Origin of the sequence: Falsiroseomonas tokyonensis (genome assembly GCF_019024325.1) — a bacterium.
Lineage (GTDB): Bacteria > Pseudomonadota > Alphaproteobacteria > Acetobacterales > Acetobacteraceae > Falsiroseomonas > Falsiroseomonas tokyonensis.
Genome location: NZ_JAFNJS010000006.1, coordinates 270402 through 296507, shown reverse-complemented (window position 1 = coordinate 296507; position 26106 = coordinate 270402). Strand labels below are relative to the sequence as shown.

At 70.3% G+C, this 26106-nt stretch carries 30 protein-coding genes; 20 read left to right on the top strand and 10 right to left on the bottom strand.

The window, feature by feature from the left end; genetic code table 11:
* The first annotated feature begins 4 nt into the window (after nucleotides 1-4).
* The 8 genes from J3S20_RS20930 (at nucleotide 5) to J3S20_RS20895 (ending at nucleotide 7306) form a co-directional block, all read left to right on the top strand.
* Nucleotides 5-1297, top strand: coding sequence for a pyruvate dehydrogenase complex dihydrolipoamide acetyltransferase (locus J3S20_RS20930; RefSeq protein ID WP_216838471.1), 1293 nt, complete (start codon nucleotides 5-7; stop codon nucleotides 1295-1297).
* A 67-nt stretch (nucleotides 1298-1364) separates the two neighbouring features.
* Nucleotides 1365-1853: a GNAT family N-acetyltransferase gene (locus tag J3S20_RS20925; protein WP_343215268.1), complete on the top strand. Its 489-nt coding sequence runs from the start codon at nucleotides 1365-1367 to the stop codon at nucleotides 1851-1853.
* Between the two features lies 1 nt (nucleotide 1854).
* A complete protein-coding gene (gene lpdA, locus J3S20_RS20920) occupies nucleotides 1855-3249 on the top strand; it encodes a dihydrolipoyl dehydrogenase (RefSeq protein ID WP_216838470.1) in 1395 nt (464 codons plus the stop codon).
* A gap of 4 nt (nucleotides 3250-3253) precedes the next feature.
* Entirely contained in the window at nucleotides 3254-4225 is a 972-nt protein-coding gene (gene lipA, locus J3S20_RS20915; protein WP_216838469.1) for a lipoyl synthase, read from the top strand.
* Nucleotides 4225-4695, top strand: coding sequence for a type II toxin-antitoxin system RatA family toxin (locus J3S20_RS20910; RefSeq protein ID WP_216838468.1), 471 nt, complete (start codon nucleotides 4225-4227; stop codon nucleotides 4693-4695). The genes lipA and J3S20_RS20910 overlap by 1 nt, the downstream gene beginning before the upstream one ends.
* 7 nt (nucleotides 4696-4702) lie before the next feature.
* Complete coding sequence (locus J3S20_RS20905) at nucleotides 4703-5500, top strand: phosphodiesterase (protein ID WP_216838467.1); 798 nt, start codon at nucleotides 4703-4705, stop codon at nucleotides 5498-5500.
* Nucleotides 5501-5536: 36 nt separating this feature from the next.
* Entirely contained in the window at nucleotides 5537-6184 is a 648-nt protein-coding gene (locus tag J3S20_RS20900; RefSeq protein WP_216838466.1) for a glutathione S-transferase family protein, read from the top strand.
* 54 nt (nucleotides 6185-6238) lie between these two features.
* Complete coding sequence (locus tag J3S20_RS20895) at nucleotides 6239-7306, top strand: threonine aldolase family protein (protein ID WP_216838465.1); 1068 nt, start codon at nucleotides 6239-6241, stop codon at nucleotides 7304-7306.
* Here the strand turns inward: J3S20_RS20895 and J3S20_RS20890 are convergent.
* The 6 genes from J3S20_RS20890 to J3S20_RS20865 form a co-directional block, all read right to left on the bottom strand.
* Nucleotides 7281-8072, bottom strand: coding sequence for a phytanoyl-CoA dioxygenase family protein (locus J3S20_RS20890; protein WP_216838464.1), 792 nt, complete (start codon nucleotides 8070-8072; stop codon nucleotides 7281-7283). The genes J3S20_RS20895 and J3S20_RS20890 overlap by 26 nt on opposite strands.
* 195 nt (nucleotides 8073-8267) lie before the next feature.
* Nucleotides 8268-9653, bottom strand: coding sequence for a dipeptidase (locus tag J3S20_RS20885; RefSeq protein ID WP_216838463.1), 1386 nt, complete (start codon nucleotides 9651-9653; stop codon nucleotides 8268-8270).
* Nucleotides 9650-10147, bottom strand: coding sequence for a CinA family protein (locus tag J3S20_RS20880; RefSeq protein WP_216838578.1), 498 nt, complete (start codon nucleotides 10145-10147; stop codon nucleotides 9650-9652). The genes J3S20_RS20885 and J3S20_RS20880 overlap by 4 nt, the downstream gene beginning before the upstream one ends.
* Nucleotides 10147-10593 carry a phosphatidylglycerophosphatase A family protein gene (locus tag J3S20_RS20875; RefSeq protein ID WP_216838462.1) on the bottom strand — a complete coding sequence of 149 codons (447 nt, stop codon included), beginning with the start codon at nucleotides 10591-10593 and terminating at the stop codon, nucleotides 10147-10149. The genes J3S20_RS20880 and J3S20_RS20875 overlap by 1 nt, the downstream gene beginning before the upstream one ends.
* Entirely contained in the window at nucleotides 10590-11441 is an 852-nt protein-coding gene (locus tag J3S20_RS20870; RefSeq protein WP_216838461.1) for an alpha/beta fold hydrolase, read from the bottom strand. The genes J3S20_RS20875 and J3S20_RS20870 overlap by 4 nt, the downstream gene beginning before the upstream one ends.
* The gene (locus J3S20_RS20865) at nucleotides 11438-13396 is read right to left on the bottom strand and encodes a lytic transglycosylase domain-containing protein (protein ID WP_216838460.1); all 1959 of its coding nucleotides are present in this window, start codon (nucleotides 13394-13396) and stop codon (nucleotides 11438-11440) included. Before J3S20_RS20865 ends, J3S20_RS20870 begins: the two co-directional genes overlap by 4 nt.
* Before the next feature lie 105 nt (nucleotides 13397-13501).
* Between J3S20_RS20865 and dapA the strand changes: the two genes are divergently transcribed.
* The 3 genes from dapA to J3S20_RS20850 all read left to right on the top strand — a co-directional run bounded on the left by dapA (nucleotide 13502) and on the right by J3S20_RS20850 (nucleotide 15830).
* Complete coding sequence (gene dapA, locus J3S20_RS20860) at nucleotides 13502-14380, top strand: 4-hydroxy-tetrahydrodipicolinate synthase (RefSeq protein ID WP_216838459.1); 879 nt, start codon at nucleotides 13502-13504, stop codon at nucleotides 14378-14380.
* Complete coding sequence (gene smpB / locus J3S20_RS20855; RefSeq protein WP_216838458.1) at nucleotides 14380-14871, top strand: SsrA-binding protein SmpB; 492 nt, start codon at nucleotides 14380-14382, stop codon at nucleotides 14869-14871. Before dapA ends, smpB begins: the two co-directional genes overlap by 1 nt.
* Before the next feature lie 110 nt (nucleotides 14872-14981).
* Nucleotides 14982-15830 carry an alpha/beta hydrolase family protein gene (locus J3S20_RS20850; protein ID WP_216838457.1) on the top strand — a complete coding sequence of 283 codons (849 nt, stop codon included), beginning with the start codon at nucleotides 14982-14984 and terminating at the stop codon, nucleotides 15828-15830.
* 9 nt (nucleotides 15831-15839) lie between these two features.
* Here the strand turns inward: J3S20_RS20850 and J3S20_RS20845 are convergent, their stop codons facing one another.
* Nucleotides 15840-16307 carry a hypothetical protein gene (locus J3S20_RS20845; RefSeq protein ID WP_216838456.1) on the bottom strand — a complete coding sequence of 156 codons (468 nt, stop codon included), beginning with the start codon at nucleotides 16305-16307 and terminating at the stop codon, nucleotides 15840-15842.
* The gene (locus J3S20_RS20840) at nucleotides 16304-16816 is read right to left on the bottom strand and encodes a hypothetical protein (protein ID WP_216838455.1); all 513 of its coding nucleotides are present in this window, start codon (nucleotides 16814-16816) and stop codon (nucleotides 16304-16306) included. The genes J3S20_RS20845 and J3S20_RS20840 overlap by 4 nt, the downstream gene beginning before the upstream one ends.
* Before the next feature lie 70 nt (nucleotides 16817-16886).
* Here J3S20_RS20840 and J3S20_RS20835 point away from each other — a divergent pair, with 70 nt between their 5' ends.
* Nucleotides 16887-17636: a sulfite oxidase-like oxidoreductase gene (locus tag J3S20_RS20835; protein ID WP_456305703.1), complete on the top strand. Its 750-nt coding sequence runs from the start codon at nucleotides 16887-16889 to the stop codon at nucleotides 17634-17636.
* On the top strand, nucleotides 17629-18174 hold the full coding sequence (locus J3S20_RS20830) for a glutathione peroxidase (RefSeq protein ID WP_216838454.1): 546 nt from the start codon (nucleotides 17629-17631) through the stop codon (nucleotides 18172-18174). Before J3S20_RS20835 ends, J3S20_RS20830 begins: the two co-directional genes overlap by 8 nt.
* Nucleotides 18175-18376: 202 nt before the next feature.
* On the opposite strand, the gene J3S20_RS20825 is transcribed toward J3S20_RS20830, so the two are convergent.
* The gene (locus J3S20_RS20825; protein ID WP_456305702.1) at nucleotides 18377-19015 is read right to left on the bottom strand and encodes a uracil-DNA glycosylase; all 639 of its coding nucleotides are present in this window, start codon (nucleotides 19013-19015) and stop codon (nucleotides 18377-18379) included.
* A gap of 39 nt (nucleotides 19016-19054) precedes the next feature.
* On the opposite strand from J3S20_RS20825, the gene folK reads away from it, so the two are divergent.
* The 7 genes from folK to era all read left to right on the top strand — a co-directional run bounded on the left by folK (nucleotide 19055) and on the right by era (nucleotide 25441).
* Nucleotides 19055-19564 carry a 2-amino-4-hydroxy-6-hydroxymethyldihydropteridine diphosphokinase gene (folK, locus tag J3S20_RS20820; protein WP_216838453.1) on the top strand — a complete coding sequence of 170 codons (510 nt, stop codon included), beginning with the start codon at nucleotides 19055-19057 and terminating at the stop codon, nucleotides 19562-19564.
* A gap of 117 nt (nucleotides 19565-19681) precedes the next feature.
* Nucleotides 19682-20077, top strand: coding sequence for a DNA-directed RNA polymerase subunit omega (rpoZ, locus tag J3S20_RS20815; protein ID WP_216838452.1), 396 nt, complete (start codon nucleotides 19682-19684; stop codon nucleotides 20075-20077).
* Nucleotides 20078-20144: 67 nt separating this feature from the next.
* Nucleotides 20145-22415 (top strand): RelA/SpoT family protein, encoded by a 2271-nt coding sequence (locus tag J3S20_RS20810; RefSeq protein WP_216838451.1) that lies wholly within the window; start codon nucleotides 20145-20147, stop codon nucleotides 22413-22415.
* Between the two features lie 9 nt (nucleotides 22416-22424).
* On the top strand, nucleotides 22425-22847 hold the full coding sequence (acpS, locus tag J3S20_RS20805; protein ID WP_216838450.1) for a holo-ACP synthase: 423 nt from the start codon (nucleotides 22425-22427) through the stop codon (nucleotides 22845-22847).
* 106 nt (nucleotides 22848-22953) lie between these two features.
* The gene (gene lepB, locus J3S20_RS20800) at nucleotides 22954-23706 is read left to right on the top strand and encodes a signal peptidase I (RefSeq protein WP_216838449.1); all 753 of its coding nucleotides are present in this window, start codon (nucleotides 22954-22956) and stop codon (nucleotides 23704-23706) included.
* Nucleotides 23643-24518, top strand: coding sequence for a ribonuclease III (gene rnc, locus J3S20_RS20795; protein ID WP_343215267.1), 876 nt, complete (start codon nucleotides 23643-23645; stop codon nucleotides 24516-24518). The genes lepB and rnc overlap by 64 nt, the downstream gene beginning before the upstream one ends.
* Nucleotides 24515-25441, top strand: coding sequence for a GTPase Era (gene era / locus J3S20_RS20790; protein ID WP_216838448.1), 927 nt, complete (start codon nucleotides 24515-24517; stop codon nucleotides 25439-25441). The genes rnc and era overlap by 4 nt, the downstream gene beginning before the upstream one ends.
* Here era and J3S20_RS20785 read toward each other — a convergent pair whose 3' ends face one another.
* Entirely contained in the window at nucleotides 25442-26053 is a 612-nt protein-coding gene (locus tag J3S20_RS20785; RefSeq protein ID WP_216838447.1) for a DUF6498-containing protein, read from the bottom strand.
* Nucleotides 26054-26106 lie beyond the last annotated feature (53 nt).

The window sequence follows — 26106 nt, the reverse complement described above, 5'->3', positions numbered from 1 at the left end:
GCTCATGGCCACGAACATCCTGATGCCGGCGCTGTCCCCCACCATGACCGAGGGCACGCTGGCGCGCTGGCTGAAGAACGAGGGCGACACGGTCAAGGCCGGCGACATCATCGCCGAGATCGAGACCGACAAGGCGACCATGGAAGTGGAAGCCGTGGATGAGGGCGTTTTGGGCAAGATCCTGGTGCCCGGCGGAACCGCCGGCGTGAAGGTCAACGACCCGATCGCCGTGCTGGTGGAGGAGGGCGAATCTGCCGATGCGGCGCCGGCGCCGAAGGCGGAGGCGGCCAAGCCTGCGCCGGCACCCGAAACGCCGAAGACGCAGCCGGCCGCGGCCCCCAAGGCGGAAGCGCCGAAGACGGTGGAAGCCGGTGACCGCACGGTGGCCTCGCCGCTCGCGCGTCGCATGGCGGCGCAGGCCGGGCTGGACCTGGCCGGCATCAGCGGCAGCGGGCCGAATGGCCGCATCGTGAAGACCGATGTGGAGGCGGCGCTCGCCAAGCCGCAGGCGGCCAAGTCCGCACCGGCTGCTGCACCTGCTCCGGCCGCGGCCCCCGCCGCCGCCCCGGCGCCGAAGGCCCCGGCGCCCGTCATCACGGCGCCCCATACCGCCGTGCCGAACAGCAGCATCCGCAAGGTGATTGCGCGCCGCCTGTCGGAATCCAAGCAGACGGTGCCGCATTTCTACGTCTCGATGGATATCGAGATCGACGCGCTGCTGAAGCTGCGCGCGCAGTTGAATGCGACCTCGCCCAAGGATGGGCCGGGCGCCTTCAAGCTCTCGGTCAATGATCTGGTGATCAAGGCGGCCGCGGTGACGCTGAGGCGCTTCCCGCAGGTGAATGCGACCTGGACCGAGGAGGCGATCCTCCAGTACCACGACGTCGATATTTCGGTCGCCGTCAGCATCCCGGACGGGCTGATCACGCCGATCATCCGCAAGGCCGATCAGGCTGGCCTGGCCTCCATCAGCAACCAGATGAAGGACCTGGCGGCGCGGGCCAAGTCCGGCAAGCTGAAGCCGGAGGAGTTCCAGGGCGGCGGCTTCTCCATCTCCAACATGGGCATGTATGGCGTGCGCGACTTCGCCGCCATCATCAACCCGCCCCAGGCCGGCATCCTGGCGGTCTCCGCCGGGGAACAGCGGCCGGTTGTGAAGGACGGTGCATTGGCCATCGCCACGGTGATGACCTGCACGCTGAGCGTGGATCACCGCGTGGTGGATGGCGCGCTGGCGGCGGAATGGATCGCGGCCTTCAAGAAGATCGTCGAGGAGCCGCTGAGCCTGATGCTCTGATCCCCATGAAGCCGCTGCGCGTCTTCACGGGGGCCCCGGCTTTGGTGCCCATTCTGAAAGGCTGCATGTGACCAGCGGTTTCACCCTGCGCGACGCGACCGAGGCGGACCTCCCCGAAATCCTCCGCCTGGTCCGCGACCTCGCCGACTACGAGAAACTGCTGCATGAGGCGGTCGGCACCGAGGCCGATTTCCGCGAGGCTCTGTTCGGCCCGACCCCCCGTGTCTTCTGCACCCTGGCGGAGCGCGAGGGCAGGGCGATCGGCCAGGCCATCTGGTTCTACAATTTCTCGACCTTCACCGGCCGCCCCGGCATCTATCTCGAAGACATCTATGTCGAGCCGCAGCACCGGGGCCTTGGCGTCGGAATGGCCTTCTTCCGCCACCTGGCGCAGCGCGCGGTGGCGGAAAACTGCACGCGGATGGAATGGCAGGTGCTGGACTGGAACGCGCCGGCCATCCGCTTCTATGACCGCATCGGCTCGGAAAGCCGCGATGAATGGCGCGTAAGGCGCCTCTCGGGTGACGCTTTGCGTGCCCTGGCAGGAGAATCCTGAAATGGCCGAGACTTTCGATCTCGTCGTCGTCGGCGGCGGCCCCGGTGGCTATGTCGGCGCCATCCGCGCCAGCCAGCTCGGCATGAAGGTCGCGCTGGTGGAGCGCGAGAATCTGGGCGGCATCTGCCTCAACTGGGGCTGCATCCCGACCAAGGCCCTTTTGCGCGCCTCCGAGATCAACCACCTGCTGCACAGCCTGGATGCCTATGGCTTCGCGGCCGACAACATCCGCTTCGATTTCGCCAAGGTCGTGAAGCGCAGCCGGCAGGTCGCGGGCCAGCTCTCGGGTGGCGTGAAGCACCTGATGAAGAAGAACAAGGTCACGGTGTTTGATGGCCACGGCAAGCTGGCCGGCCCGGGCAAGCTCTCCGTCACCAAGGACGGCAAGCCGGTCGCCGATATCGCCGCCAAGCACATCCTGCTGGCGACCGGCGCGCGGGCGCGCGTGCTGCCGGGGATGGAGCCGGACGGCAAGCTGATCTGGTCCTATCGGGAGGCGATGACGCCGGCCGCGCTGCCGAAGAAGCTCATCGTCATGGGCTCCGGCGCCATCGGCTCCGAATTCGCCAGCTTCTACCTGAACATGGGCGCCGAGGTCACTTTGATCGAGGTGATGGACCGCATCCTGCCGGTCGAGGACGAGGAAATCTCCGCCTTCGTCCATAAGGCCTTCACCAAGCAGAAGATGCAGATCATCACCGGCGCCCGTGTGCAGGGCGTGCGCAAGAACGGCGACAGCATCACCGCGATCGTCGAGGCCGGCGGCAAGGTGCAGGAGATCACAGCGGATCGCATGATCTCCGCCGTCGGCATCGTGGGCAATGTGGAAGACCTGGGCCTCGAAGGGACCAAGGTGAAGGTGGAGCGCACCCATGTGCTGACGGATGCCTTCGGCAATACCGGCGAGCCCGGCGTCTACGCCATCGGCGACCTCACCGGCGCCCCCTGGCTGGCGCACAAGGCGAGCCATGAGGCGGTGATCTGCGTCGAGGCGATCGCCGGCAAGCACCCGCATGCCATGGATGTGCTGAACATCCCCGGCTGCACCTATTGCCGCCCGCAGGTCGCCAGCGTCGGCCTAACCGAGAAGAAGGCCAAGGAGCTCGGCCACGAGGTCCGCGTCGGCCGCTTCCCCTTCATCGGCAACGGCAAGGCCATCGCCATGGGTGAGCCCGAGGGCCTGGTGAAGACGGTCTTCGACGCCAAGACCGGCGAATTGCTGGGCGCGCACATGGTCGGCCCCGAGGTGACGGAAATGATCCAGGGCTATGGCATTGCCCGCACCCTGGAATCGACCGAGGCGGAGCTGATGCACACCGTTTTCCCGCACCCCACGGTTTCCGAGACGATGCATGAGTCGGTGCTTGATGCCTATGGCCGGGTGATCCACATCTAGCGCCATGAGCACCCGCCTCGAAATCGATCACAGGGCCACCCGGACGGGTGCCGAAAGGCACCCCGAGAAGGCGAAGCGCCCGGACAACCCCATCCAGCGGAAGCCCGACTGGATCCGGGTGAAGGCGCCCACCAGCCCGGTCTATCGCGAGACCCATGCGCTGATGCGCGCCAATGGCCTGGTTACGGTCTGCGAGGAGGCGGCCTGCCCGAACATCGGGGAATGCTGGTCGCAGCGCCACGCCACCATGATGATCATGGGCGACACCTGCACCCGCGCCTGCTCCTTCTGCAACGTCATCACCGGCATGCCCAAGGCGCTGGATACCGACGAGCCGCGCCGGGTTGCCGATGCGGTGGCCAAGCTCGGCCTGCGCCACGTGGTCATCACCAGCGTGGACCGCGACGACCTGGCCGATGGCGGCGCCCGGCACTTCGCCGAGACCATCGCCGCCATCCGCGCCGCGGCCCCCGAGACCACCATCGAAATCCTGACCCCCGACTTCCTCCGCAAGGACGGGGCGCTGGAGGTGGTGGTGGCAGCGCGGCCGGACGTCTTCAACCACAATCTGGAGACCGTGCCCGCGCTGTATCCGACGATCCGGCCAGGGGCCAAATACTACCATTCGCTGCGGCTGCTCGACCGGGTGAAGCAGCTGGACCCGACCATCTTCACCAAGTCCGGCATCATGGTCGGCCTCGGCGAGAAGCGGATCGAGGTGCTGCAGGTGATGGACGACATGCGCAGCGCCGAGATCGATTTCCTGACCATCGGCCAGTACCTGCAGCCCACGGTGAAGCACGCCGCAGTGGATCGCTTCGTCACGCCGGATGAGTTCTCGGACTATGCCCAGGCGGCGCGCGGCAAGGGCTTTCTCCTGGTTTCCGCCACGCCTTTGACCCGGTCTTCCTACCATGCCGACCGCGACTTCGCGGCGCTGCGGGATGCGCGGATCGCCAAGCTGAAGGCCGCCTGATGCCGACGCATGCCGAGAAGCGGGTGCTTCCCTATACCGATGAGCAGCTGTTCGACATGGTGGCGGATGTGCGCCGCTATCCGGAATTCCTGCCCTGGTGCGTCGGCGCGCGCATCATCTCCCGCACCGATAGCGAGCTGATCGCGGACCTGACCATCGGCTTCAAGATGTTCCGCGAAACCTTCCGCAGCCAGGTGACGCTGGAACGGCCGCACCACGTGCATGTGCGGTATCTCACCGGCCCCTTCCGCTACCTGAACAACCACTGGCGCTTCCGGCCGGTGGCGAATGGAACCGAGGTCGATTTCTTCGTCGATTTCGAATTCAAGTCGCGCCTGCTACAGGCGGTGATCGGCACCGTCTTCAACGAGGCGGTGCGGCTGATGGTGCGGTCCTTCGAACGCCGCGCCGCCGCGCTCTATCGCCGCGCCCCGCCACCGCCCGCCGCGACCCCGGCCCCCTCCGCCTAAGACGGCGGTGCTGATCGCCCAGCTCTCGGACCCGCATCTGCGGCCGGCGGGCGAGCTCTATCGGGGCCTGGTCGATTCCAACGCCATGTTCGCCGCGGCGCTGGACCAGCTCGACCGCCTGGACCCGCAGCCGGACCTGGTGCTGCTGAGTGGCGACCTGGTGGAGGAGGGGACGGAGGCCGAATATGCCCAGGCCGCCAGCCTGCTCGCGCGCCTGCGTGCGCCAATTCTGGCGATCCCGGGCAACCACGATTCGCGGGACGGCTTCCGCCGCTGCTTCGCGCATCATCCGCATCTGCCGGCCTCCGGCCCGCTGCATTTCGCCGCCGATGGCTTCGGACCGCTGCGCGTGCTGGGCCTCGATGTCACCGTGCCCGGCGCGCATCACGGCGAGATGGATGCGGCCGCCTACGCCTGGCTGGAGGCGCGGCTGGCGGAACAGCCGGGCCGGCCGACGCTGATCATGATGCACCAGCCGCCCTTCGCCAGCGGCATCCCCTTCATCGACCCCTATCGCTGCCATCATGGCGAGCGCCTGGCCGCAATCGTCGCGCGCCATCCTTCGGTGGAGCGCATCCTCTGCGGCAATCTCCACCGTTTCATGCAGCTGCGCTTCGCCGGCACCCTGCTGATGACCGCGCCGAGCACCACCACGGCGCTCGCCCTGCGCCTGTCGCCGGATGCGGAGCCGGCCAGCTACGTCGAGCCCCCCGCCATGCTGCTGCACCATTGGCGGAAGGAGACGGGGCTGGTGACGCATCTGATGCCGATCGGAACCTTCCGGGGGCCGCTCCCCTTCTTCTGATCTCCGCCGCGCCGCGAAACGCGGCAGCCTGGGCGCATGACCTATATCCTCTACGGCGATGCCGGCTCCGGCTCCGCCCCTGTCGAGATGGCGCTGGCCGAGGCCGGCGCCGCGGTGGAACTGCGCGAGGTTCCGCTGGAAGGGGACCACCAGCTCCGCGACGACTATCGCGCCATCAACCCCATGGGCCGGCTGCCGACGCTGATCCTGCCGGATGGCACGGTGATGACCGAAAGCCTCGCCATCCTGGTGACGCTGGCCGATATCCATCCGGGCCTGCTGCCGCCGCCGGGCGATTCCGGCCGGGCGCGGGCGCTGCGCTGGATGGCGCTGCTGGCCGGCGAATTCTATCCGCAGATCACCCGATGGGATTATCCGGCCCGCTTCGGCGTCAGCCCGGACCAGCACCAGGCGCTGAAGGATCGGGCGCAGGACATGGCGCGCGATGTGATGCGGGTGATCGAGGCGCATGCGGGCCTCACCGGCGATCCGGCCTCGCCCTATCTGCTCGGCACGCGCTTCAGCGTGGCGGATCTCTACATCGCCGTGCTGTCCCGCTGGGCCGGCGGCCGCGTCTGGACACCGGCCAACCTGCCGCGGATCGAGGCGCTGGCCCAGGCCGTGGCGCGCCGCCCGGCCATCGCGCCGCTCTGGGCGAAGCACCACATGGCCAGCGCGGCTTGACGTAGCCCGGCACCCATAGCGGAGTGCGCCGGTACGAAACGGAGCCTCCGCCGCATGGTCCACGCCCCCGAACGCCCGCCCGCCGGCGCGCCGCCCGTCCGCATCAACCTCTACTCCGACACCCAGACCAAGCCGACTCCGGCGATGCTGGATGCGATGATGCGCGCCGAGGTCGGCGACGAGCAGCATGGCGACGATCCCACCGTGCATGCGCTGTGTGACCGCATGGCGGCGCTGATGGGCAAGGAGGCAGCGGTCTTCATGCCCTCCGGCACCATGTGCAACGTCGCCTCCACCCTGGTGCATTGCCGCCCGGGGGAGGAGATCATCGCCCATGAGACGGCGCATATCCTGACCAGCGAGGGCGGCGCCCATGCCGCGCTCGGCAGCGTGCAGATCCTACCGCTGAAGGGTCCGCGCGGCATGTACACGCCAGACGACCTGCGCGGCGCGCTGCGCGGCAAGTCGCGCCACACGCCGACGCAGCGGCTGGTGGAGGTGGAGCAGACCGCCAATACCGGCGGCGGCGCCGTCTGGCCCAAGGCGACTCTGGATGAGATCGCGGCCATCGCCCATGGCGCGGGCCTCAACACGCATATGGATGGCGCGCGGCTGATGAATGCCTGCGTCGCTGCCGGCGTGGCGCCGGCCGATATGGTGGCGGGCTATGACAGCGTCTGGCTGGACTTCACCAAGGGCCTGGGCGCGCCGCTCGGCGCCGTGCTCTGCGGCTCGCGCGACTTCATCGACGAGGCTTGGCGTTGGAAGCAGCGGCTGGGCGGGGCCATGCGGCAGGCCGGCATCTGCGCGGCGGGCTGCCTGTATTCGCTCGACCACCATGTGGACCGGCTGGCGGAGGACCACGCCAATGCCAAGGCGCTGGCGCGCGGCCTGGCGCAGATGGAGGGTGTCGAGGTGCAGGACCCCGACACCAACCTGGTCTTCTTCACCATCTCCGGCACCGGCCTGGCGGCCGCGGAGCTGGTGAAGCGCCTGCGGATGCAGGGCGTGGCGCTGTCCCTCCTCGGCGGGCGCCTGCGCGCCTGCACGCATCTGGATGTGACGGCGCCAATGATCGACCAGGCGCTGGAGGCGATCAGGGCAGCGCTGGCGAAGGGCTGAGGTCCTCCAGCGCGGCGCGGATCGACCGCGCCACCGGCGACGTGTCGCGGCGCCAGTCCATAGGCCTGGCCGGCAGCAGCGCCGGCTGGGCGACGAAGCGGGGGGCGTGGCCGCGATGCGCTTGCGCCGCATGCACCAGGAAGGGATGGCAGAGCCACACGCTGCCCGCCCTGCCGGTGGCCAGCGCCTCCGCATGCCCCTCCGGCCAGCCACCGGCGTCCAGCTCCCGCAGCGTCAGCCCTTCCTCCCCGGCCGGGGCGAGGCGGCGGGCCATCGCCAGGTGGGAGCCAAGGCGCAGCCGCGTCGGCGCATCCGCCTCCGTCACATCCGAATAGAGGAACAGCATCAGCAACGCGCGGCCACGGCTGGCGAGATTGCTGCGCCAGTTCAGGAAGTCCGGATCCTCCCAGCCGAAGCCGGAATCGATGTGCAAGCCCGTATCGCCCGGATCCTCTGCGGAGGGAAAGCGCACCGGGATGGTGCCGATCGCACCGGGCCGCTGCCATGCGCCGGCGCCCACCAGCTGGTCGAAGGCCGCATGCAGCGCCGGCGTATTGCCGGAGGCAAGGAAGGGCGCGGCGGCCTGCGGGCCGAGGCGGACCACCGGGCGGGTCCAGCCCTCCGGCCGGTCGGGATCGCAGCCGGTCTGCTGCCAGAGTAACGCGCGGCATTCCGCGGCGAGCGCGGCGGGGAAGGCGTTTGCAAGACAGATGGCGCCATCGCGCAGGAAGTCCTGCAGCTGCGCGGCGGAAAGGGAATTGGGCATGCGGGCGCGTCTCATCCATCGGCGCTGGGCGCCGTTCCAGGGCAGGGCGAGTCTGCCGCGCGCAGGGCGCGGCACCAGCTCAGGCTCGGAAACGGATGGCGGCGAACATGGCGCGGATTCTAGCACCGATCGGGCGGCCTAGGACCGGCGCCCTCAGCACAGGATCGCGAGGCGGTCGGTCTCGGCGCGCCGGGCTCAGCCCAGCTTCGCCAGGAGCCGCGCATGGCTGCGGGCGCCCTGGTGGAAGCAGCGCATGTCGAACTTCTCGTTCGGGCTATGCACCTGGTCGTCTTCCAGCCCGAAGCCCATCAGCACGGTGTCCAGCCCCAGCACATCCTTCATGGAGGAGACGATGGGGATGGAGCCGCCGCAGCCGATCATCGCGGCGGGGCGGCCGTATTCATCGGCCAGCGCCGCCTGCGCCGCCTTCACGAATTCGCTGTTCGCCGGCACCTCGATCCCCGGGCTGGCGCCACCGCCCTGGAAGGTGGCGGTGGCATCGGCGGGCAGGCGCGCGTTCACGAACTGCTTGAAGGCGTCGAAGACCTTTTCGTGGTGCTGGCCGGGGACAAGGCGGAACGTGATCTTGGCATGCGCCTCGCTGGGGATGACGGTCTTGCTGCCGGCGCCGGTATAGCCGCCCCAGATGCCGTTGATGTCGGCGGTCGGCCGCGCCCAGAGGCGTTCCAGGGCACCGCGATCCTTCTCGCCGACCGGCACCGAAAGGCCGATGGCCCCCAGAAAGTCGTGCTCGGAGAAGCCCAGCGCCTGCCATTGCGCGCGCAGTTCGGGCGAAAGCTCCGGAACGCCGTCATAGAAGCCCGGCAGTTGCACGCGGCCTTGCGCGTCGTGCAGGTCGCCCAGGATTTTCGTGATCAGATTGTTCGGGTTCAGCGCGCTGCCGCCATACATGCCGGAATGCAGGTCGCGGCTTGCCGCCTTGATGTCGAGCTGCACGAAGCACATGCCGCGCAGGCGCGTGCTCAGCGCCGGCGTGTCGATATCCCACATGCCGGTGTCGCTGATGATGGCGACATCGGCATTCAGCTCCGCCGCATTCGCCGCCATGAAGGGGGCGAGGTTGGGGGAGCCGATTTCCTCCTCGCCCTCGATCACCGCGGTGATGGCGCAGGGCGGGCCGCCGGCCACCGTGTTCCAGGCGCGCAGCGCCTCGATCCACATCAGCACCTGGCCCTTGTCGTCCACCGCGCCGCGCGCGACCACGCGCTGGCCATGCGGGCCCTGCACGATCGCGGGCTCGAAGGGCGGGCTGGTCCAGAGCTCCAGCGGGTCCGGCGGCTGCACGTCGTAGTGCCCATAATACAGAAGGTGGCGCTTGGACCCGCCGGCCGGCCCCGGGTGGTGCGCGACGACCACCGGATGCTTCGGCGTCTGGCGCAGCGACGCCGTGAAGCCGAGTTCCAAGAGCTGGTCGCGCACCCATTCGGCCGCCCGCACGCAATCCGCCGCATGATCCGGCTGCGCGCTGATGGAGGGAATGCGCAGCCAGTCCACCAGCCGCGCCACCGCCGCATCGCGGCCGGCATCCAGGGTGGAGAGAAGCTGTTCGGTCAGGCTCATGCAGTGTGCTCCAGGGCGCGGCGGATCAGGGCGAAGGCGGCGGCGACGGTCGCGGCGCGAATGGCCGTGCGGTCGCCGGGGAAAATGTGGTGCTCGGCCAGCGTCGGCGACCCCCGCAGCGCGCAGGCAAGGTGGACGAGGCCGACCGGCTTGGCCGCGCTGCCGCCGCCCGGCCCGGCGATGCCGGTGCAGGAGACGGCGAGATCGGCGCCCGAATCCCGCGCCGCCCCTTCCGCCATCTGCCGCGCCACCGGCTCGCTCACCGCGCCCATGGCCTCGATCATCGGCGCGGGCACGCCGACCATGCGGGTCTTGGCCTCGTTGGAATAGGTGACATAGCCCGCCAGCACGGTGGCGGAGGAGCCGGGGATGGCGGTCAGTGCCGCGGCGATCAGCCCGCCGGTGCAGGATTCCGCCGTGGCGAGGCTGAGTTTGCGGGCCTGCAATTCCGCCAGCAGCGCCGCGGCGTCCGTCAGTGTGGCTTCGGGCAGCATCATGCAAGCACTCCCGGGACGAGGGCATGAAAGGCCAGCAGGGCGGCGGCGGCCAGGGCGCCTGCCATCACATCATCCAGCATCACGCCGAAGGCGCCGGGCTGGTTGTCGAACCAGGAGATCGGCCAGGGTTTTGCGATGTCCAGCAGCCGGAACAGCGCGAAGGCGGCCAGCGCGCCGGGCAGGGTGGCCGCCGGCAGGGCGGCGAGCGCCAGCAGCATGCCCGCCCCCTCATCCGCCACGAACCAGCCGGGATCCTCGACGCCATCCCGCAGCACTTCGCCCGCCGCCCACCAGCCCGCGACGAGGCACAGCGCGGCGAGGCCGAGGCAGGCGACCGGCCCCAGCCACAGCGCCGGCAGCACGATCGCCGAGCCCCAGGTGCCCGGCCCCGGTCGCAAGCGGCCGACGCCGCCCAGCGTCGCCACCAACTGGGCAGGGGTCATGGAATGCGGTCGAGGAAGGCGTCGAGGCTGGCCACCGCCTCCGGCTCCTCCAGCGTCGGGCAATGGCCGGTGCCGGCCACCTCGACGAAGCGCATGGCGGGCCGCGCCTCGCCCATCCGCAATGCGGTGTCTTCCGACAGAAGCTCGGACAGCGCGCCGCGCACCAGCATCACCGGCACATGCGCCAGCGCCCCGAAGGCGGGCCAGAGGTCCGGCATCTCGCCCGCCGCGCGCATCGCCTGGGCGATCCGGGTATCCCAGCGCGGATGCCAGGCGCCGTCCGGCCCAGCCCGGAAAGTGCGTGCCGCAAAACGCTGCCAGCCGGCCTCGTCCATCACCAGCGGCGGCAGCTTGGCCTTGAGATGCGCCACCGCCGCCTCCAGCCCCGGCAGGGCCGGGTCGTGGCCGACGAAATCCTGCACATGGCCCAGCGCCACCGGCTCCAGCTTCGGCCCGACATCGTTCAGCACAACGCCTGCCAGCGCGGTGGGCCGCAGGATGCCGAGGATCATCGCCAGGATGCCGCCATAGCTGGTGCCGACCACCACCGCGCGATGGCAATGCAGCGCCGCCATGCAGTCCAGCACGTCGCGCAGGCTGTGCTCGATGCCATAGCGGTTCATCTCGACGGCCCGCCCGCTTTCGCCATGCCCCACATGGTCCAGCGCCAGCACCCGTCGTTTGCCCGAGTGACGTGCGGCAAGCCCGTCGAAATCCTCAGCCGCCCGGGTCAGGCCCGGGAGGCACAGGATCGGCGTGCGCCCCTCCGGCCCCGCATGGTCCAGCGCCGCCAGCTTCAGCCCATCCCGGGCCGTGACGAAGACGCGGCTCCCCCCTCTGTAGGTCATCGGCGGCCGGCCATCAGGCTGGCCAGCGGATGCGGCTGGTCCGCGGTGGCCGGGTTGCGGGCGCGATAGACCACCACATTCTCGATCACCCGCTGGACATAGTTGCGGGTCTCGGAAAAGGGGATCTGTTCCATCCAGTCCAGGATATGCGGCCCATCCGCCGCGCGCGGATCGCCATAGGTGCCAAGCCACTGGTCGACCCGCCCCGGCCCGGCATTGTAGCCCGCCGCGGCCAGCGGCATGGCGCCGCCGAAGCGGCCCAGCAGGTCGTTGATGAAGGCGCTCCCGAGGCGGAGGTTATGCGCCGCATCGGTGGTCAGCATGGCGGTGGAATGCGGCACGCCCAGCCGCCGCGCCACGCCGGCGGCGGTGGAGGGCAGCAGTTGCATCGGCCCCCGCGCATTGGCCGAGGAGACAGCCGAGAGGTCGAAATTGCTCTCCTGCCGGGTGATGGCATGCACCAGCGCGGGTTCCGCGCCATCGGCGGGGGCGGGGTAGGGGGTGGGCCAGCCATCCTCCAGCAGGATCACGCCATCGGCCCCGGCGCGGCGGGCGATCCAGACGGCATGGTCCGGCCTTCCGATCGCGACACCGAGGCGCGCCACCAGCCAATGTTCCGAAGGCTCCGGCGAAAGCTCCTCCAGCCGCAGCAGGAAGACCCGCGCGCGGTCGGACTGGCCGAGATCGGCCAGCGCGATCACCGCCCGCACCAGGTCCCGCCCCAGGAAGCGCAGCCCCGCCGCCTGGTCTGGCGCCGGGGAGGGGATGCCGCCGATCCGCGCCGCGAGCTGCGCCGGGCTTTCGCCCAGCGAGACGCTGGCGAGCTGGCCGTAGAAGGCCACCGGCAGGGTTGCCGCCTCCTGCCACCTGGCCTGGGCCTGCGCCGTCTGGCCTTGCGTCGCCAGCGCCACACCTTCCCAATAGGCGCTGCGGGCGCGGGTGATGACGCTGCGGCTGCCCTCGCCGACCCGGGCGAAATGCGCCCGCGCCTGGGCCGGCTGGTTCAGCCGGCGCAGCGCGATAAAGCCGGCGAGGAACTCGCCCTCCTGCCGTGGCTCGCCGGCCTCCGCCTGGCCGTGATTGGCGGCGAGGCGATAGGCCGCGGCGGGGTCGCCGAGCCGCAGCAGCTTGCGCGACAGCACCTGGCGCTCGACCCAGATGGCACGCTGCGCCTCCGGCGAGAGGTCGCGCTGCAGTGGCTCCGCGGCGTTCCAGGCCGCGGCGGCCTCGGCATCCTGGTCGGCGCGGCGCAGCCGGCGAGCCAGGTCATGCGCAACGCCGATATCGTTGGGCGTGCCGCCGAAAGTGCCGGCGCGGGCGGCCAGCCGCGCCTCCAGCACGGCGCGGCGGCGCGCATCCAGCAGCGGCAGCACGCGGGCGGCGCCATCCGCCTGGCTGGCCCAGAACAGCCGGTCGGCGCGGCGCCAATGGTCGTCCGCGGTCAGCACCGCGGCATTGCGGGCGAGGAAATCGCCCTCGGAAAAACTGTCGCCATCGGCCTCGCGCCAGCCGGCGCGCAGCGCGGCCGCGGCCTCCGCCGTGCGGCCGGCGCGGGTCAGGGCATCGGCATACCGCTGGGCGCCGGCCAGGGTCCGGGGCGCGCTGCGGCCGAACTGGCGCAGGGCCAGCGCGTCATCGGCCTCGCCGACCAGCGCCTCCTCCGCCCGCGTCGCGACCGTGATGGGCAGCGGCCAGTCCGGATTGGCGTCCAGCCAGCCGACGATCTCGGCGGCGCTGGCGCCACCCTGGCGGTTCTGCACGCGGCCCCAGACCACCAGCTTGCGCACCACCGGATCGGCGGCGAGCGAGAGGCTGTCGGCCTCCAGGAAGCGGTTCTGGCGCAATGCCTCCAGCGCCTGGCGGCCGGCGACGCGCGCCGAATCGCTGGCCCAGGGCTGTGCCAGGGACGGGGTGGCAAGGGAGAGGAGCAGCAGGAGAAGGGGGATACGGCGCATGCCGGGCATCCTAGCGCAAAACGCCGCAGGTCTCGCGCCCTTGTCGCAGGGCGGGGCGGACACTAGAGTCTCGGCCCTTCATCAGCTTGGCAGGCCAGGAAAAACATGTTCAGGGGATCGCTCGTGGCGTTGATCACGCCGATGCACGCCGATGGGTCCCTGGACGCCAAAGCGTTTTCCGATTTCGTCGCCTGGCAGATTGCCGAGGGCACGCAGGGCCTGATCCCGGTGGGCACCACCGGCGAGAGCCCGACGCTGAGCCATGCCGAGCATCACCAGGTGGTGGACCTCTGCATCGCCGCCGCCGCCGGCCGCGTGCCGGTGATCGCCGGCACCGGGTCCAACAGCACGGCGGAGGCGGTGGACCTGACGCGCCATGCCAAGGCGGCCGGGGCGGACGCCGCGCTGGTGGTGACGCCCTACTACAACAAGCCGACCCAGGAGGGCATGTACCGCCACTTCATGGCCATCGCCGATGCCGTGGACCTGCCGATCATCATCTACAACATCCCGCCGCGCAGCGTCATCGACATGACGGTGGAGACGATGGCGCGGCTGGCGAAGCACCCGAATATCGTCGGCGTGAAGGATGCGACGGCGAACCTGACCCGCCCGCTGCACACCACCGCCGCCATCGGCCCGGACTTTTGCCAGCTTTCGGGCGAGGACCATACGGCGCTCGCCTTCCTGGCCGCTGGCGGCCATGGCTGCATCAGCGTCACGGCGAATATCGCGCCGCGCCTCTGCCGGGAGATGCACGATGCCTGGGCCGAGGGCCGCGTGAAGGACGCCATGGCGATCCAGGCGCGCCTGACGCCGGTGCATGACGCGATGTTCTGCGAGACCTCGCCCGGCCCGGTGAAGGTCGCCGCCAGCCTGCTCGGCCACGGCACCGACCATTGCCGCCTGCCCATGGCCCCCGTGGCGGAGTCGACGCATGCCCGCGTCCGCGCCGCCATGACGGGGGCCGGATTGCTGAACTGATGGCGGAGCCCAAGAAGAAGAAAAGCGCGCTGATCAGCCACGGCATCGCCGCCCAGAACCGCAAGGCGCGCTACGACTACAAGATCGGCGAGGAGATCGAGGCCGGCGTGATGCTGGTGGGGCCGGAGGTGAAGTCCTTGCGCTCCGGCCGCGCCACGCTGACCGAGGCCTGGGCCGGCGAGCGCGACGGTGAGATGTGGCTGTTCAACTGCTATATCCCCGAGTGGCAGGCCGGCAGCCATGTGGCCAGCTTCGAGCCGCGCCGCCCCCGCAAGCTGCTGCTGCATCGCAAGCAGGCGCGGGAGCTTGCCGCCAGCATCGCCCGCGACGGCATCTCCCTCGTCCCGCTCGACATCCACTTCAACGAGCGTGGTGTCGCGAAAATCCTGCTCGGCGTGGGCGAGGGCAAGAAGAAGCACGACAAGCGCGCGGCGATCGCGGAGCGCGACTGGTCGCGCGACAAGGCCCGGCTGATGCGCGACCGCGGCTAGCCTGAAAGCCCTCCGCCCCACTTGGGGGGGGTGGGTGGGGGGCCTCGGCCCGACCACTCGACACGCCTCCGCAAGGACTGCGAAGCTCCCGCGCCCCGCCGGAGCCGCTTATGCGCAAGATGATGTTCCTCCTCGCCCTGCTGGCCTCGGCCTGCGCGGCAGAGGCCCCCGCCGCCGATCCCAGCCTGCTGCGCATCGCCATCCCCGGCACTGGCCAGGAGATTCCGGCCCGACTCTGCCGGCCCGATGTCGGCGGGCCGGTGCCGCTGGCCGTCATCAACCACGGCTCCCCCGCCAATGCCGCCGGCCGCGCGGGCATGGCGCCGCAGCCCTGCTCGGCCGAGGCGGTGCGCTGGTTCCTGGCGCGCGGCTTCGCCGTGCTGCTGCCGCTGCGCCGTGGCTATGGCGCCGAGGGCGGGCTTTGGGCGGAAGGCTATGGCGCCTGCGCCAGCCCGGATTTCGCCGCCGGCGGGCGGCAGACGGCGCAGGATATCGCCGCCGCCGTGGCCGCCGGCCGCGCCCTGCCGGGCATCCGGCCCGAGGGCGTGCTGGTGGTCGGCCAATCCGCCGGCGGCTGGGGCGCGCTGGCGCTCGCCTCTGCCCCGCCGGAAGGCGTGGTCGCGGTGGTGAACATGGCGGGCGGACGGGGCGGCTGGGCCGGGGGGCAGCCGAACAGCGTCTGCGCCGCGGACCGCCTGGTGGCCGCCGCCGGCCGCTTCGGCCAGAAGGCGCGGCTGCCGACGGTCTGGATCTATACGGCCAATGACAGCTTCTTCGGCCCGGACCTGGCCCGTTCGATGCACCAGGCCTTCACCGCCGCCGGCGGCCGCGCCCAGTTCGCGGCCCTGCCGGCCTTCGGCAATGACGGCCACAGCCTGTTCTTCGGCCGCGGCGGCAGCGCCGTCTGGGGCCCGGTGGTGGAGCGCTTCCTCACGGATCAGGGGTTCCGGCCGCGCTGAGCCGTAAGGCTATTGCAGGCTGCCCCAGCGCTCCGTCGCCGGCTCTGCCGCCGCCCATTTCCACTGCGCGCCCTGGCGGCAGGCGGTGGTGAGGAACCACTGGCTTTCGCCCTGCACCGCGAACAGCGCCTCCCGGCACTCGGCCAGCGGATTGTCGATGATCCGAACCAGCCGCACCTCGCCCTGGCGATTGCCGATGGGGATGGTGTGGCGCACGGCCCAGGGGCCGGCCTCGCCCGGGTCCAGCCCGCCGATGGCGGCGGCCAGCGCATCCTGCTCCGCCCGCTGCCGGCCGCGCATCACGGTCTGCATGCCCGCGGTGACGCCGGCGCGCACGCCGATGCCGACGGCATAGCCCACCGCCGGATTGCTGCTGACCAGTGCCGCGCCGCCGCCGGCGACCGCGCCGGTCAGATCCGCCACCTGGCCGCAGCCGGCCAGCAGCGCGGCCAGGCTCAGCAGGGGCAGCGGCTTCACTGCAGACTGCCCCAGCGTTCCGTGGCGGGTTCGGCGGAGGCCCAGCGCCAGGTGGTGCCGTCACGGCAGACGGTGGCCGTATAGAAGCGCCGCGCCGAATCCGCCGCCCCGCGGGAGGGCGGGTCGATCACCGAGAAGACGATCTCCTTGCAATCCAGGTTGCCGGCGCCGATGCGGCGGGTGACGGTGACCTCGCCCTGCTCGTCCGGCTGAAGCGGAATGCCGTGCCGCACCGACCAGGCGGCAACCTCGCCCACCTCCAGCGGCCCGGCGGCGGCGGCCAGGCGCAGCTGCGCCGAACGCTGGGTGCGGCGCTGCGCATATTGGAGCCCGGCCCGCGCCCCCGCCTGCACGCCGATGCCGATGCCGGTGGTGGCCGCCGCGCTGGCGCCCACCGCCTCCGCCAGGCTGGCGCTGCCGATACCCGCCGCGGCGCCGGTGCCCTCGGACAGCAAGGGGCCGCAGCCGGGCAGGGTGGCGAGGAGAAGCAGCAGGACTTGCCTTGTCATCCGTCCCCGATGGCCGAAGCCGCCGGAGGCTGCAACCATGCCTCTAGGGCCGGATCGAGCCCGGGCAGGGATGTTCCGCAGCCGGGCGCGCCAGCCGCCCCTTGCATCCGCCCGCCGCATCGGCACCTATCGCCCCGAGGAGATCGACATGGCCGAGGACGAGGACATCCCGCTGACCGGCAAGCTCCGCGAGAAGCTGGTCGAGACCAAGCAGGGCTGGGCGCGGGACGGCAGGCTGCTGACCGGCACCACCTCCACCCCCGAGGCCGATCGCCTGCCGCCCGGCCAGCGGCTGGTAACGGATTTCCCCGTGCTCGACCTGGGCGTGCAGCCGGATGTGAGCCGGGAGAAGTTTCGCCTCAGGATCGAAGGCCTGGTCGCCGCGCCCGTCCGATTGACGCTGGACGAATTTTTGGCCCTGCCGCAGGCGCGGCGCCGCAACGACATCCACTGCGTGACGCAGTGGTCGCGCTACGAGAATGACTGGGACGGCGTGCCGGTGCCGGAACTTCTGGAATTGGCACGGCCGAAGGCGGAGGCGCGCTTCGTCTCGCTGACCAGCTACGACGGCTACACCACCAATCTCGCCATCGAGGATTTCGCCCGGCCCGAGAACCTGTTCGCCCATAGCTGGCAGGGCGCGCCGCTGGAACGCCAGCATGGCGGGCCGCTGCGGCTGGTGGTGCCGCACCTGTATTTCTGGAAGAGCCCGAAATGGCTGACGCGGGTGGAATTGCTGCGCGAGGACCGGCCCGGCTTCTGGGAAGTGCGCGGCTACCACAATCGCGGCGATCCCTGGATGGAGGAACGCTATGGCTGAGCTTTCGCGCCGCGCCCTGCTGGCCACGCCCCTGGTGATGGCCGCCGCCCCCGCGCAGACCGTCTTCGACTTCCGGCTGGAGGCGCTGGAGGGCGGTCCCCTGGCGCTGGCGGATTTCCGCGGCCAGGCGCTGATGGTGGTGAACACCGCCAGTTTCTGCGGCTACACGCCCCAATATGAGGGCCTGCAGCGGCTGCACGACCGCTTCGCGCCAGCTGGCTTCGCCGTGATCGGCGTGCCGTCGAACGACTTCCGGCAGGAAAGCGCCGACGCGGCGAAGATCCGCGAATTCTGCGAGACGGTCTATGGCATCACCTTCCCCCTGGCGGGGCTGACCCGGGTGCGCGGGCCGCAGGCGCATCCGCTGTTCGCCTGGCTTGCGGCGCGGGCGGGCGGGCCGCCGCGCTGGAATTTCCACAAGTTCCTGGTGGCGCGGGATGGTCTGGCGGCGCGCGGCTTTGCCACGTCGATCGAGCCGGAACATCCAACCCTGCTGCGGGCGGTCGAGGCGGCGCTGCAGGGTCGGCCGATAGGCTGAGCGGGAGTCTGCAACTCCCGCGCTATCGCGTCGTTGTCCCCCTGTTGTGAACCGAGGGACATCCCATGAACAGCATCGTGTACATTGTCGGCGCCGTCGTCATCGTCATCGCCATCCTGAGCTTTCTTGGACTTCGCTGACGCGGGGCGCCTGCGCTGAGGCGGGCAGGGGGCGCGGCAAGCCGCGCCCCCGCCGCTTCCCCTCAGGCCAGCAGGGGCAGGATCTGGCGCACCACCGTCTCGAACATCTCGGTGGTCAGGCGGCCGGTATTCGTATTGTAGCGGCTGACATGGTAGCTGTCGGCCAGCACCAGCCCATCAGGCAGCGCATGCTGCGCGCCATGGGCAAACTTGAAGCGCGCCGCCGGAATGCGGTGGGTCTTCAGCAGCGCATTATGCGCCACCAGCCCCAGAGCCAGCACCACGCGCAGCTGCGGCATGGCTAGGCGCTCCGCCAGCAGGAAGCGGTTGCAGGTGGTAATCTCGGCCGGCGTCGGCAGGTTCTCGGGCGGCACGCAGCGCACGGCATTGATGATGCGCACGCCGCGCAATTCCATCCCGTCCTGCGGATCCTCCCGATACTCGCCCTCGGCCAGCCCGTATTTCAGCAGCGTCGCATAGAGCAGCTTGCCGGCATGGTCGCCGGTGAAGGGCCGCCCCGTGCGGTTCGCCCCGCGCACCCCGGGCGCCAGGCCCAGCACGAGCAGCCGCGCCTCGGAAGGGCCCCAGCAAGGCACCGGGCCATTGTGCCAGCCCGGCCATTTCTGGCGATTTTCCAGCCGATAGGCCATCAGGCGCGGGCAGAGGGGACAGTCGTGGCTGGGCGTCTCGGGCGCGGGCAAGGCGTGGTCTTTCCGAGGTTCGGGCGGTAGAGCGCCGGTATGATCCTGATCGCCCTTGGCGCCAACCTGCCCGGCCCGGATGGGCGCGACGCGCTGGAAACCTGTCGCGCCGCCGCCGCCGCGCTGGATGGCCTGCTTGGCCTGCGGCTGCGCGCGCTGTCCCGCTGGTACGCCACCGCCCCGGTGCCGCCGAGCCCCGGTGCCCCCGACTACGTCAATGGCGTGGCGCGCCTCGCCCTGCGCCCCGGCGCCCCGCCGCCCGACCCCGCTGCGCTGCTGGCCGCGCTGCAGGGCATCGAGACCCGCTTCGGCCGGGTTCGCCCCTATCCCAATGCGCCGCGCACCCTCGACCTGGACCTGATCGACCTGGGCGGCCTGCTGCGCGACTCGCCCGACCCCATCCTGCCGCATCCCCGCGCCCATCTGCGGGCCTTCGTGCTGGCGCCGCTGGCCGATGTGGCGCCGGGCTGGGTGCATCCCCGGCTCGGCGCGCCGGTGGCGGAACTGCTGGCCCAAGCGGGGCGGCAGGGCATCCGGGTTCTTGCGTAAGCCGCCCGGGCTGGCTACATGGAGCGTTCACCATAGGGTGGAGAGGGGAGTCCCGCGCGCAGCGCCTGCGCATCGGGTTCCCCGGACTATTCCCCCCGCATCGGGATTGGAGCCGCCATGGCGCGCGTTACTGTCGAGGACTGCATCCTCCGCGTCCCCAACCGCTTCGAGCTGGTTCTGCATGCGGCGCAGCGCGCCCGCAATGTCAGCCGGGGCGAGGAACTGACCGTCGACCGGGACAATGACAAGAACCCCGTCGTGGCGCTGCGCGAGATCGCCGAGGGCACGGTCGACCTCGATATGCTGCAGGCCGACCTGGTGAAGTCCCTGCAGCGCGCGCCGGAGCCGGAGCCGGCCGAGGAGGAGGTTTTGGACCTCATCGCCACCGACGAGAACATCTTCGGCGTCATGGACGTGAACGAGGAAGCGATCGGCGACGGCGCGGGCCTCGAGGACCTTTCGGCCGACGACATCGAGGCGGCCATCGCCGCCGAGCTCGGCGGAAAGCGCTGACGCAGGGACAACCGCGCCAGGGCCGCGAGGCCCCGGCGCCCCTGCCAACGGCCCAGGGCGGCCGCAGATGAACACGCCCGCGGACCTGCCGGCCGGAATCGCGCTGGACCCGCCGCCCCCCGCGCCGGCGCCGGCGCCGGCCGGACCCGCCCCGGCGGGGGAGACCATCGGGCAGGAACTGGCCCGCCTCGTCGCCGCCTACTCCCCCCGCGCCGATACCGCCATGATCGAGCGCGCCTGGATCACCGCCTGCGCGGCGCATGAGGGCCAGAAGCGCGACAACGGCGACCCCTACATCATCCACCCCGTCGCCGTCGCCCGCACCCTGGTGCAGTACCGGCTGGACGCCGCCTCCATCGCGACCGCCCTGCTGCACGACGTGGCGGAGGATACCAAGGTCGGCCTGGCGGAGCTGGAGAAGCGCTTCGGCCGCGAAGTGGCCCGGCTGGTGGATGGCGTCACCAAGCTGACGCGCCTGGAACTGCAATCCGAGCGCACCAAGCAGGCCGAGAATTTTCGTAAGCTGGTCCTGGCGATGTCGGAAGACATCCGGGTGCTGCTGGTGAAGCTGGCGGACCGGCTGCACAACATGCAGACGCTGCACTTCGTCCCGCAGGAGGCTCGGCGCCGCAAGACCGCCCGCGAAACCATGGAGATCTTCGCCCCGCTGGCAGAGCGCATCGGCATGGATGCGCTGAAGACGGAGCTGGAGACGCTGGCCTTCCGCGAGCTGGAGCCGGATGCCAGCCAGTCCATCGTCGCCCGCCGCGGCTTCCTGTACGGCCAGGGCGCCGACCTGATCGCCGAGATCCGGGCCGACCTGAAGCGCGTGCTGGAGGAAGCCGGCATCGACCTGCTGGAGCTGACGGGGCGGGAGAAGTCGCCCTATTCCATCTGGCTGAAGATGCACGGCAAGAGCATCGAATTCGAACAGCTGTCCGACATCATGGCCTTCCGGGTCATCGTGCCGGACCAGGCTGCCTGCTACCAGGCGCTGGGCGTGCTGCATTCCGCCTATCGCGTCGTCCCGGGACGCTTCAAGGATTACATCTCCACCCCCAAGACCAACGGCTACCAGTCCATCCATACCGGCCTGACCGTGCCGGAACGCCGCAACGCCAAGATCGAGGTGCAGATCCGCACGCGGGAGATGCACGAGGTCGCCGAATACGGCGTCGCCGCGCACTGGATCTACAAGCAGGGCGGGGAGGCCGCGCGCGACCAGCAGAAATTCCCCTGGGTGAAGGCGCTGCTGGAAATCCTGGAACAGGCCAGCGAGCCGCAGGAATTCCTGGACGCCACCCGCCTGGAACTGCACCGCGACGAGGTCTTCTGCTTCACGCCCAAGGGCGAGCTGATCGCCCTGCCGCGCGGGTCCACCTGCGTCGACTTCGCCTACCAGGTGCATAGCCAGGTCGGCGACCAATGCGTCGGCGCCAAGATCAACGGCCAGATCAAGCCGCTGCGCACACCGCTGGAAAACGGCGACCAGGTGGAGATCATCACCGCCCGCGGCGGCACGCCGAACCCCCAATGGGCGCGCTTCGTCGTCACCGGCAAGGCACGCGCCCGCATCCGCCGCTTCGTCCATGCCGAACAGCGCCAGCAGCAGCAGCAGGAAGGCCGCGCCGCCATCGCCAAGGCCTTCCGGGCGGAGGGCGTCGAATTCTCCGAGAAGCTGATGGAGCCGGCGCTGAAGGCGTTGAAGCAGACCAGCTTCGAGGAGCTGTGCCTGCTGGTGGCGGGCGGCGGCGCGACCGCCAAGGACGTGCTGCATGCGGTCTATCCGGAACTGCGCGGCCCGCCGCGCGCGGCCGATTCGCTGCCCCTCGCCCGGTCCCGCCCCCGCGCCGTGCCGCTGGCCAAGGGCGGCTTCAAGCGCGACGTCACCATGGGCATCACCGGCCTGGTGGCGGGGATGGAGGTGAATTTCGCCGGCTGCTGCCACCCGCTGCCGGGCGACCGGATCCTGGGCATCGTCACCACGGGGAAGGGGGTGACGGTCCACAAGACGGATTGCCACAACCTGTCCGGCTTCGCGGACAGTCCAGAGCGCTTCATCGATATCGACTGGGACTATGCGGGCGGCGCCGGCGTGGCGCATACCGGACGGATCGAGGTGGTCACCTCCAACGATCGCGGCGCGCTTTCTGCCGTGACGGATGCCATCGCCCGGCAGGACGGCGCCATCGAGAATATCCGCATCGTCCATCGCGGCCCGGACTTCCAGGAGATCGCGGTGGATGTGGAGGTGCAGGACCTGCGCCACCTGTCCAATATCATCGCCGCCCTGCGGGCCCTGCAGGGCGTGGCGCAGGTCGAGCGCTCGAAGGGTTAGTTCGCCGCCATGATTATCGGCCTGGGAAGTGACATCATCGACATCCGCCGCATCGAGCGCGTTATGGCGAAATACGGCGACCGCTTCCTGGCGCGCATCTACACCGCGGCCGAGCGCGCCAAGGCAGAGCGGCGGACGGAGAAGATCCGGGCGGCCACCTATGCCAAGCGCTATGCGGCGAAGGAGGCGGCCTCCAAGGCGCTCGGCACCGGCTTCCGGGCGGGGGTCTTCTGGCGGGACCTCGGCGTGGTGAACCTGTCCTCCGGCCAGCCTACGCTGCGGATGACGGGCGGCGCCGCGGCCCGGCTGGCGGCCATCACGCCCCCCGGCCATGCCGCGCATGTGGCGCTGACCATGACGGACGAATTCCCCTATGCCCAGGCCATGGTCATCATCACCGCGGTCCCGCTGCCGCGCATGATGCCGGCGTAATGGCAGCTTCCTTGACAGGCCGCGTCGCCTCGCGCTCTATCCCGCCCCGCAGAGACGCGTCCGGCATTTGGGGCGTCCGTTGAGGATGCCCGCGCAAATTCCCACCATGGCCAAACACAAGTCGGGCGGTTGGCTCGAATCCATCAAGACGGTGGTCTATGCGGGGCTCATCGCCATCGGCATCCGCACCGTTGCCTTCGAGCCCTTCAACATCCCTTCCGGCAGCATGATCCCCACGCTGCTGGTGGGGGACTATCTGTTCGTCTCGAAATACTCCTACGGCTATTCGCGGCATTCCATGCCTTTCAGCCCGAACCTCTTCCAGGGCCGCATCTTCGGCAGCCTGCCGGAGCGGGGCGATGTGGCGGTGTTCAAGCTGCCGCGGGACAATTCGACGGACTATATCAAGCGCATCATCGGCCTGCCCGGGGACCGCATCCAGGTGCGCGCCGGCGTGCTGTATGTGAACGGCCAGTCCGTCCGCCGCGAGCTGATCGGCCCCTATACGGTGGAGGGTGACGGCCCCCGCCTGGTGGTGCGCGAATACCGCGAATTCCTGCCGGCGCAGCCCGGGGTGGTGCCGCATGTGCACAACATCCTGGAGATGTCGGACGACCAGCCCTTCGACAATACCGGCGAGTACCGGGTGCCGGAGGGCCATGTCTTCGCCATGGGCGACAACCGTGACAACAGCCTGGACAGCCGGGCGCAGAATGCGGTCGGCTTCATCCCGGTCGAAAACCTGGTGGGCCGCGCGGAATTCATCTTCTTCTCCGTCGATGGCTCCGCCCGCTGGTGGGAGGTCTGGGCCTGGCCGATGGCGATCCGCTGGAGCCGCCTGCTCAGCGCGGTGCGGTGACACCGCCCGATGACCGTAGCGCCGAAGGGCGCGAAGGTCTGAATCGGTCGGCAGCGCCCGGCGCGCCCGATCCCGGGGCGCGCAAGCGCGGCGGCCGCCTGCAGCCGGCGGCGCCGCAGGCCGAGGGGGCGGATGACCCCGTTGCCGCGCTGGCCGCCCGGCTGCCGCACCAGTTCAAGCGGCCCGAGCTGCTGCTGCATGCCCTGACCCACCGCTCCGCCGCCGATCCGCGCCGGCAGATGCTGGACAGCAACGAGCGCCTGGAATTCGTCGGCGACCGCGTGCTGGCGCTGGTCATGGCCGAATGGCTGGCCGAGCGCTTCCCGCAGGAGCGGGAGGGGGACCTCGGCAAGCGGCTGGCCGTGCTCGTGGCGCAGGACAGCCTGGCGCGGGTGGCCGTGGCGCTGGGCATCGGGCCCGCGCTGCGGGTGACGGTGAATGAGGAGCGCAGCGGGGTGCGGCATCGCGCCTCCGTCCTGTCGGACGCGCTGGAGGCGATGCTGGGTGCGCTGTATCTGGATGGGGGGCTGGAGGCGGCGCGGGCGCTGATCCGGCGCGAATGGGATGCGCTGCTGGAGGGTCCGCTGCGGCCGCCGGTCTCACCGAAGAGCCGGCTGCAGGAATGGACGCTGGGGCGCGGGCTCGGCCTGCCGGAATATGTCATGATGTCCACCACCGGCCCCTCCCACAGCCCGGTCTTCGTGGTCCGCGCCCTGGCGGCGGGGCAGGAGGCCGAGGGGAAGGGCGACAACAAGAGAGCCGCGGAACAGGCGGCGGCGGAGCGACTTTTGCAGATTCTGGGCGCGGCATGAGCGAGACGGAAACCCCGGCACCGGCGGAAGGCCCACGCCGCTGCGGGCTGGTCGCCATTGTGGGCGCGCCGAATGCCGGCAAGTCGACGCTGGTGAATGCGCTGACCGGCACGAAGGTCTCGATCGTCTCGCCGAAGCCGCAGACCACGCGCTTCCGTATACGCGCGGTCGTCATGCAGGGCCTGGCGCAGATCATCCTGGTGGATACGCCCGGCATCTTCGCCCCGCGCCGGCGGCTGGACCGCGCCATGGTGGCCGCCGCCTGGGGCGGTGCGCAGGATGCGGACCTGGCCGTGCTGATCGTCGATGCCCGCGCCGGACTGACCGACGAGGTGCGCCAGATCACCGAGAAGCTGAAGCAGGGTGGGCGGCGCGCCATGCTGCTGCTGAACAAGGCCGACCTGGTGGACCCGCCCCGCCTGCTGCCGCTGGCCCAGCAGCTGAACGAGATTCTTCCTTTTGCCGAGACGTTCATGGTCTCCGCCTTGAAGGGCAGGGGTCTCGACAAGGTGCTGGCGGTGCTGGCGAACAACCTGCCCGAGGGCCCCTGGCTGTTTCCGGAGGACGACCTCTCGGACCTGCCGCAGCGCATGCTGGCCGCCGAGATCGTGCGGGAACAGGTGCTGCGCCAGACGCATGAGGAAGTGCCGCACCACGCGACGGTCGAGACGGAAAGCTGGACCGAGCGCAAGGACGGCAGCGCCCGCATCGACGTGACCATCTACGTCACCCGCGCCACCCAGAAGGCCATCCTGATCGGCGATGGCGGCAGCAAGATCAAGAACATCGGCCAGACCGCGCGGCGGGAGCTGGAGGCGCTGCTGGAACGGCGCATCCACCTGTTCGTCAACGTCAAGGAACGCGCCGGCTGGGATGAGGAGCGCGGCCGCATCCGCGCGCTGGGCCTCGACGACGCCGGCTGACTAGCCGGCAGCGGCGGCGCGATGCTCCCGCCAATGCGCCCGCAGGTCCACCGCGATCTTCGCCAGCACCAGCAGGGCCAGCGCGATGGTGGCATCCTGCAGCGCCAGGGCGATGAAGCCGCCGGCCATGATGACCAGGTGCAGCAGCACCACCCGTCCATAGGGCTGCTTCATCAGCGCATTGGGCGCGACGCTGCGCCACTCCCCGGCCCCCCAGAAATTCAGGGCGAAGGACAGGCCATGGCTGGCCACCAGCCCCAGCACGGGCCAGAGCAGCCCGCCGCCGAGCAGGCCCACCGCCGCATCCAGGGTCAGCCCGCCGCCAAAGAGCAGGACCAGGAAAAAGCCGTGCACATAGGTGAAAAGCCCGTAGTGCATGGCGAAGAAGGGGATCAGCGCCAGTACCTCCCGCTCCCGCCGCATCCCCAGCACGGTCGCCATGCGGAGGATCTGGAACAGGCCAATCACGATGTTCTCGGCCCAGAACAGCAGCATCAGCTCGAAGCTCGACCAATAACCCAGCAGCGCGCCGGCCAGCGGGACCAGGTTGGCCAGCACCAGCGCGGCGGAGGAGGCGAGCAGGGGCGTCTTCAGCGCAAGGAACATCGTCATCCTCTATTGGCTTCCCAGCCGCCCCGGGAACGCCCACCTTCCGCGCCGTGACC

Bases quoted from the DNA above. Each gene is read 5' to 3' on its own strand.
- lipA (WP_216838469.1), top strand. From the start codon at position 3,254: ATGAGCACCCGCCTCGAAATCGATCACAGGGCCACCCGGACGGGTGCC.
- J3S20_RS20810 (WP_216838451.1), top strand. From the start codon at position 20,145: ATGAACACGCCCGCGGACCTGCCGGCCGGAATCGCGCTGGACCCGCCG.
- J3S20_RS20885 (WP_216838463.1), bottom strand. From the start codon at position 9,653: ATGAGCCTGACCGAACAGCTTCTCTCCACCCTGGATGCCGGCCGCGAT.
- J3S20_RS20875 (WP_216838462.1), bottom strand. From the start codon at position 10,593: ATGACCCCTGCCCAGTTGGTGGCGACGCTGGGCGGCGTCGGCCGCTTG.
- J3S20_RS20850 (WP_216838457.1), top strand. From the start codon at position 14,982: ATGCGCAAGATGATGTTCCTCCTCGCCCTGCTGGCCTCGGCCTGCGCG.
- J3S20_RS20830 (WP_216838454.1), top strand. From the start codon at position 17,629: ATGGCTGAGCTTTCGCGCCGCGCCCTGCTGGCCACGCCCCTGGTGATG.
- J3S20_RS20900 (WP_216838466.1), top strand. From the start codon at position 5,537: ATGACCTATATCCTCTACGGCGATGCCGGCTCCGGCTCCGCCCCTGTC.
- J3S20_RS20840 (WP_216838455.1), bottom strand. From the start codon at position 16,816: ATGACAAGGCAAGTCCTGCTGCTTCTCCTCGCCACCCTGCCCGGCTGC.
- smpB (WP_216838458.1), top strand. From the start codon at position 14,380: ATGGCGGAGCCCAAGAAGAAGAAAAGCGCGCTGATCAGCCACGGCATC.
- acpS (WP_216838450.1), top strand. From the start codon at position 22,425: ATGATTATCGGCCTGGGAAGTGACATCATCGACATCCGCCGCATCGAG.
- J3S20_RS20930 (WP_216838471.1), top strand. From the start codon at position 5: ATGGCCACGAACATCCTGATGCCGGCGCTGTCCCCCACCATGACCGAG.
- J3S20_RS20895 (WP_216838465.1), top strand. From the start codon at position 6,239: ATGGTCCACGCCCCCGAACGCCCGCCCGCCGGCGCGCCGCCCGTCCGC.
- J3S20_RS20785 (WP_216838447.1), bottom strand. From the start codon at position 26,053: ATGACGATGTTCCTTGCGCTGAAGACGCCCCTGCTCGCCTCCTCCGCC.
- J3S20_RS20880 (WP_216838578.1), bottom strand. From the start codon at position 10,147: ATGCTGCCCGAAGCCACACTGACGGACGCCGCGGCGCTGCTGGCGGAA.
- J3S20_RS20870 (WP_216838461.1), bottom strand. From the start codon at position 11,441: ATGACCTACAGAGGGGGGAGCCGCGTCTTCGTCACGGCCCGGGATGGG.
- lpdA (WP_216838470.1), top strand. From the start codon at position 1,855: ATGGCCGAGACTTTCGATCTCGTCGTCGTCGGCGGCGGCCCCGGTGGC.
- dapA (WP_216838459.1), top strand. From the start codon at position 13,502: ATGTTCAGGGGATCGCTCGTGGCGTTGATCACGCCGATGCACGCCGAT.
- rpoZ (WP_216838452.1), top strand. From the start codon at position 19,682: ATGGCGCGCGTTACTGTCGAGGACTGCATCCTCCGCGTCCCCAACCGC.
- J3S20_RS20890 (WP_216838464.1), bottom strand. From the start codon at position 8,072: ATGCCCAATTCCCTTTCCGCCGCGCAGCTGCAGGACTTCCTGCGCGAT.
- J3S20_RS20865 (WP_216838460.1), bottom strand. From the start codon at position 13,396: ATGCGCCGTATCCCCCTTCTCCTGCTGCTCCTCTCCCTTGCCACCCCG.
- J3S20_RS20835 (WP_456305703.1), top strand. From the start codon at position 16,887: ATGTTCCGCAGCCGGGCGCGCCAGCCGCCCCTTGCATCCGCCCGCCGC.
- lepB (WP_216838449.1), top strand. From the start codon at position 22,954: ATGGCCAAACACAAGTCGGGCGGTTGGCTCGAATCCATCAAGACGGTG.
- era (WP_216838448.1), top strand. From the start codon at position 24,515: ATGAGCGAGACGGAAACCCCGGCACCGGCGGAAGGCCCACGCCGCTGC.
- folK (WP_216838453.1), top strand. From the start codon at position 19,055: ATGATCCTGATCGCCCTTGGCGCCAACCTGCCCGGCCCGGATGGGCGC.
- J3S20_RS20910 (WP_216838468.1), top strand. From the start codon at position 4,225: ATGCCGACGCATGCCGAGAAGCGGGTGCTTCCCTATACCGATGAGCAG.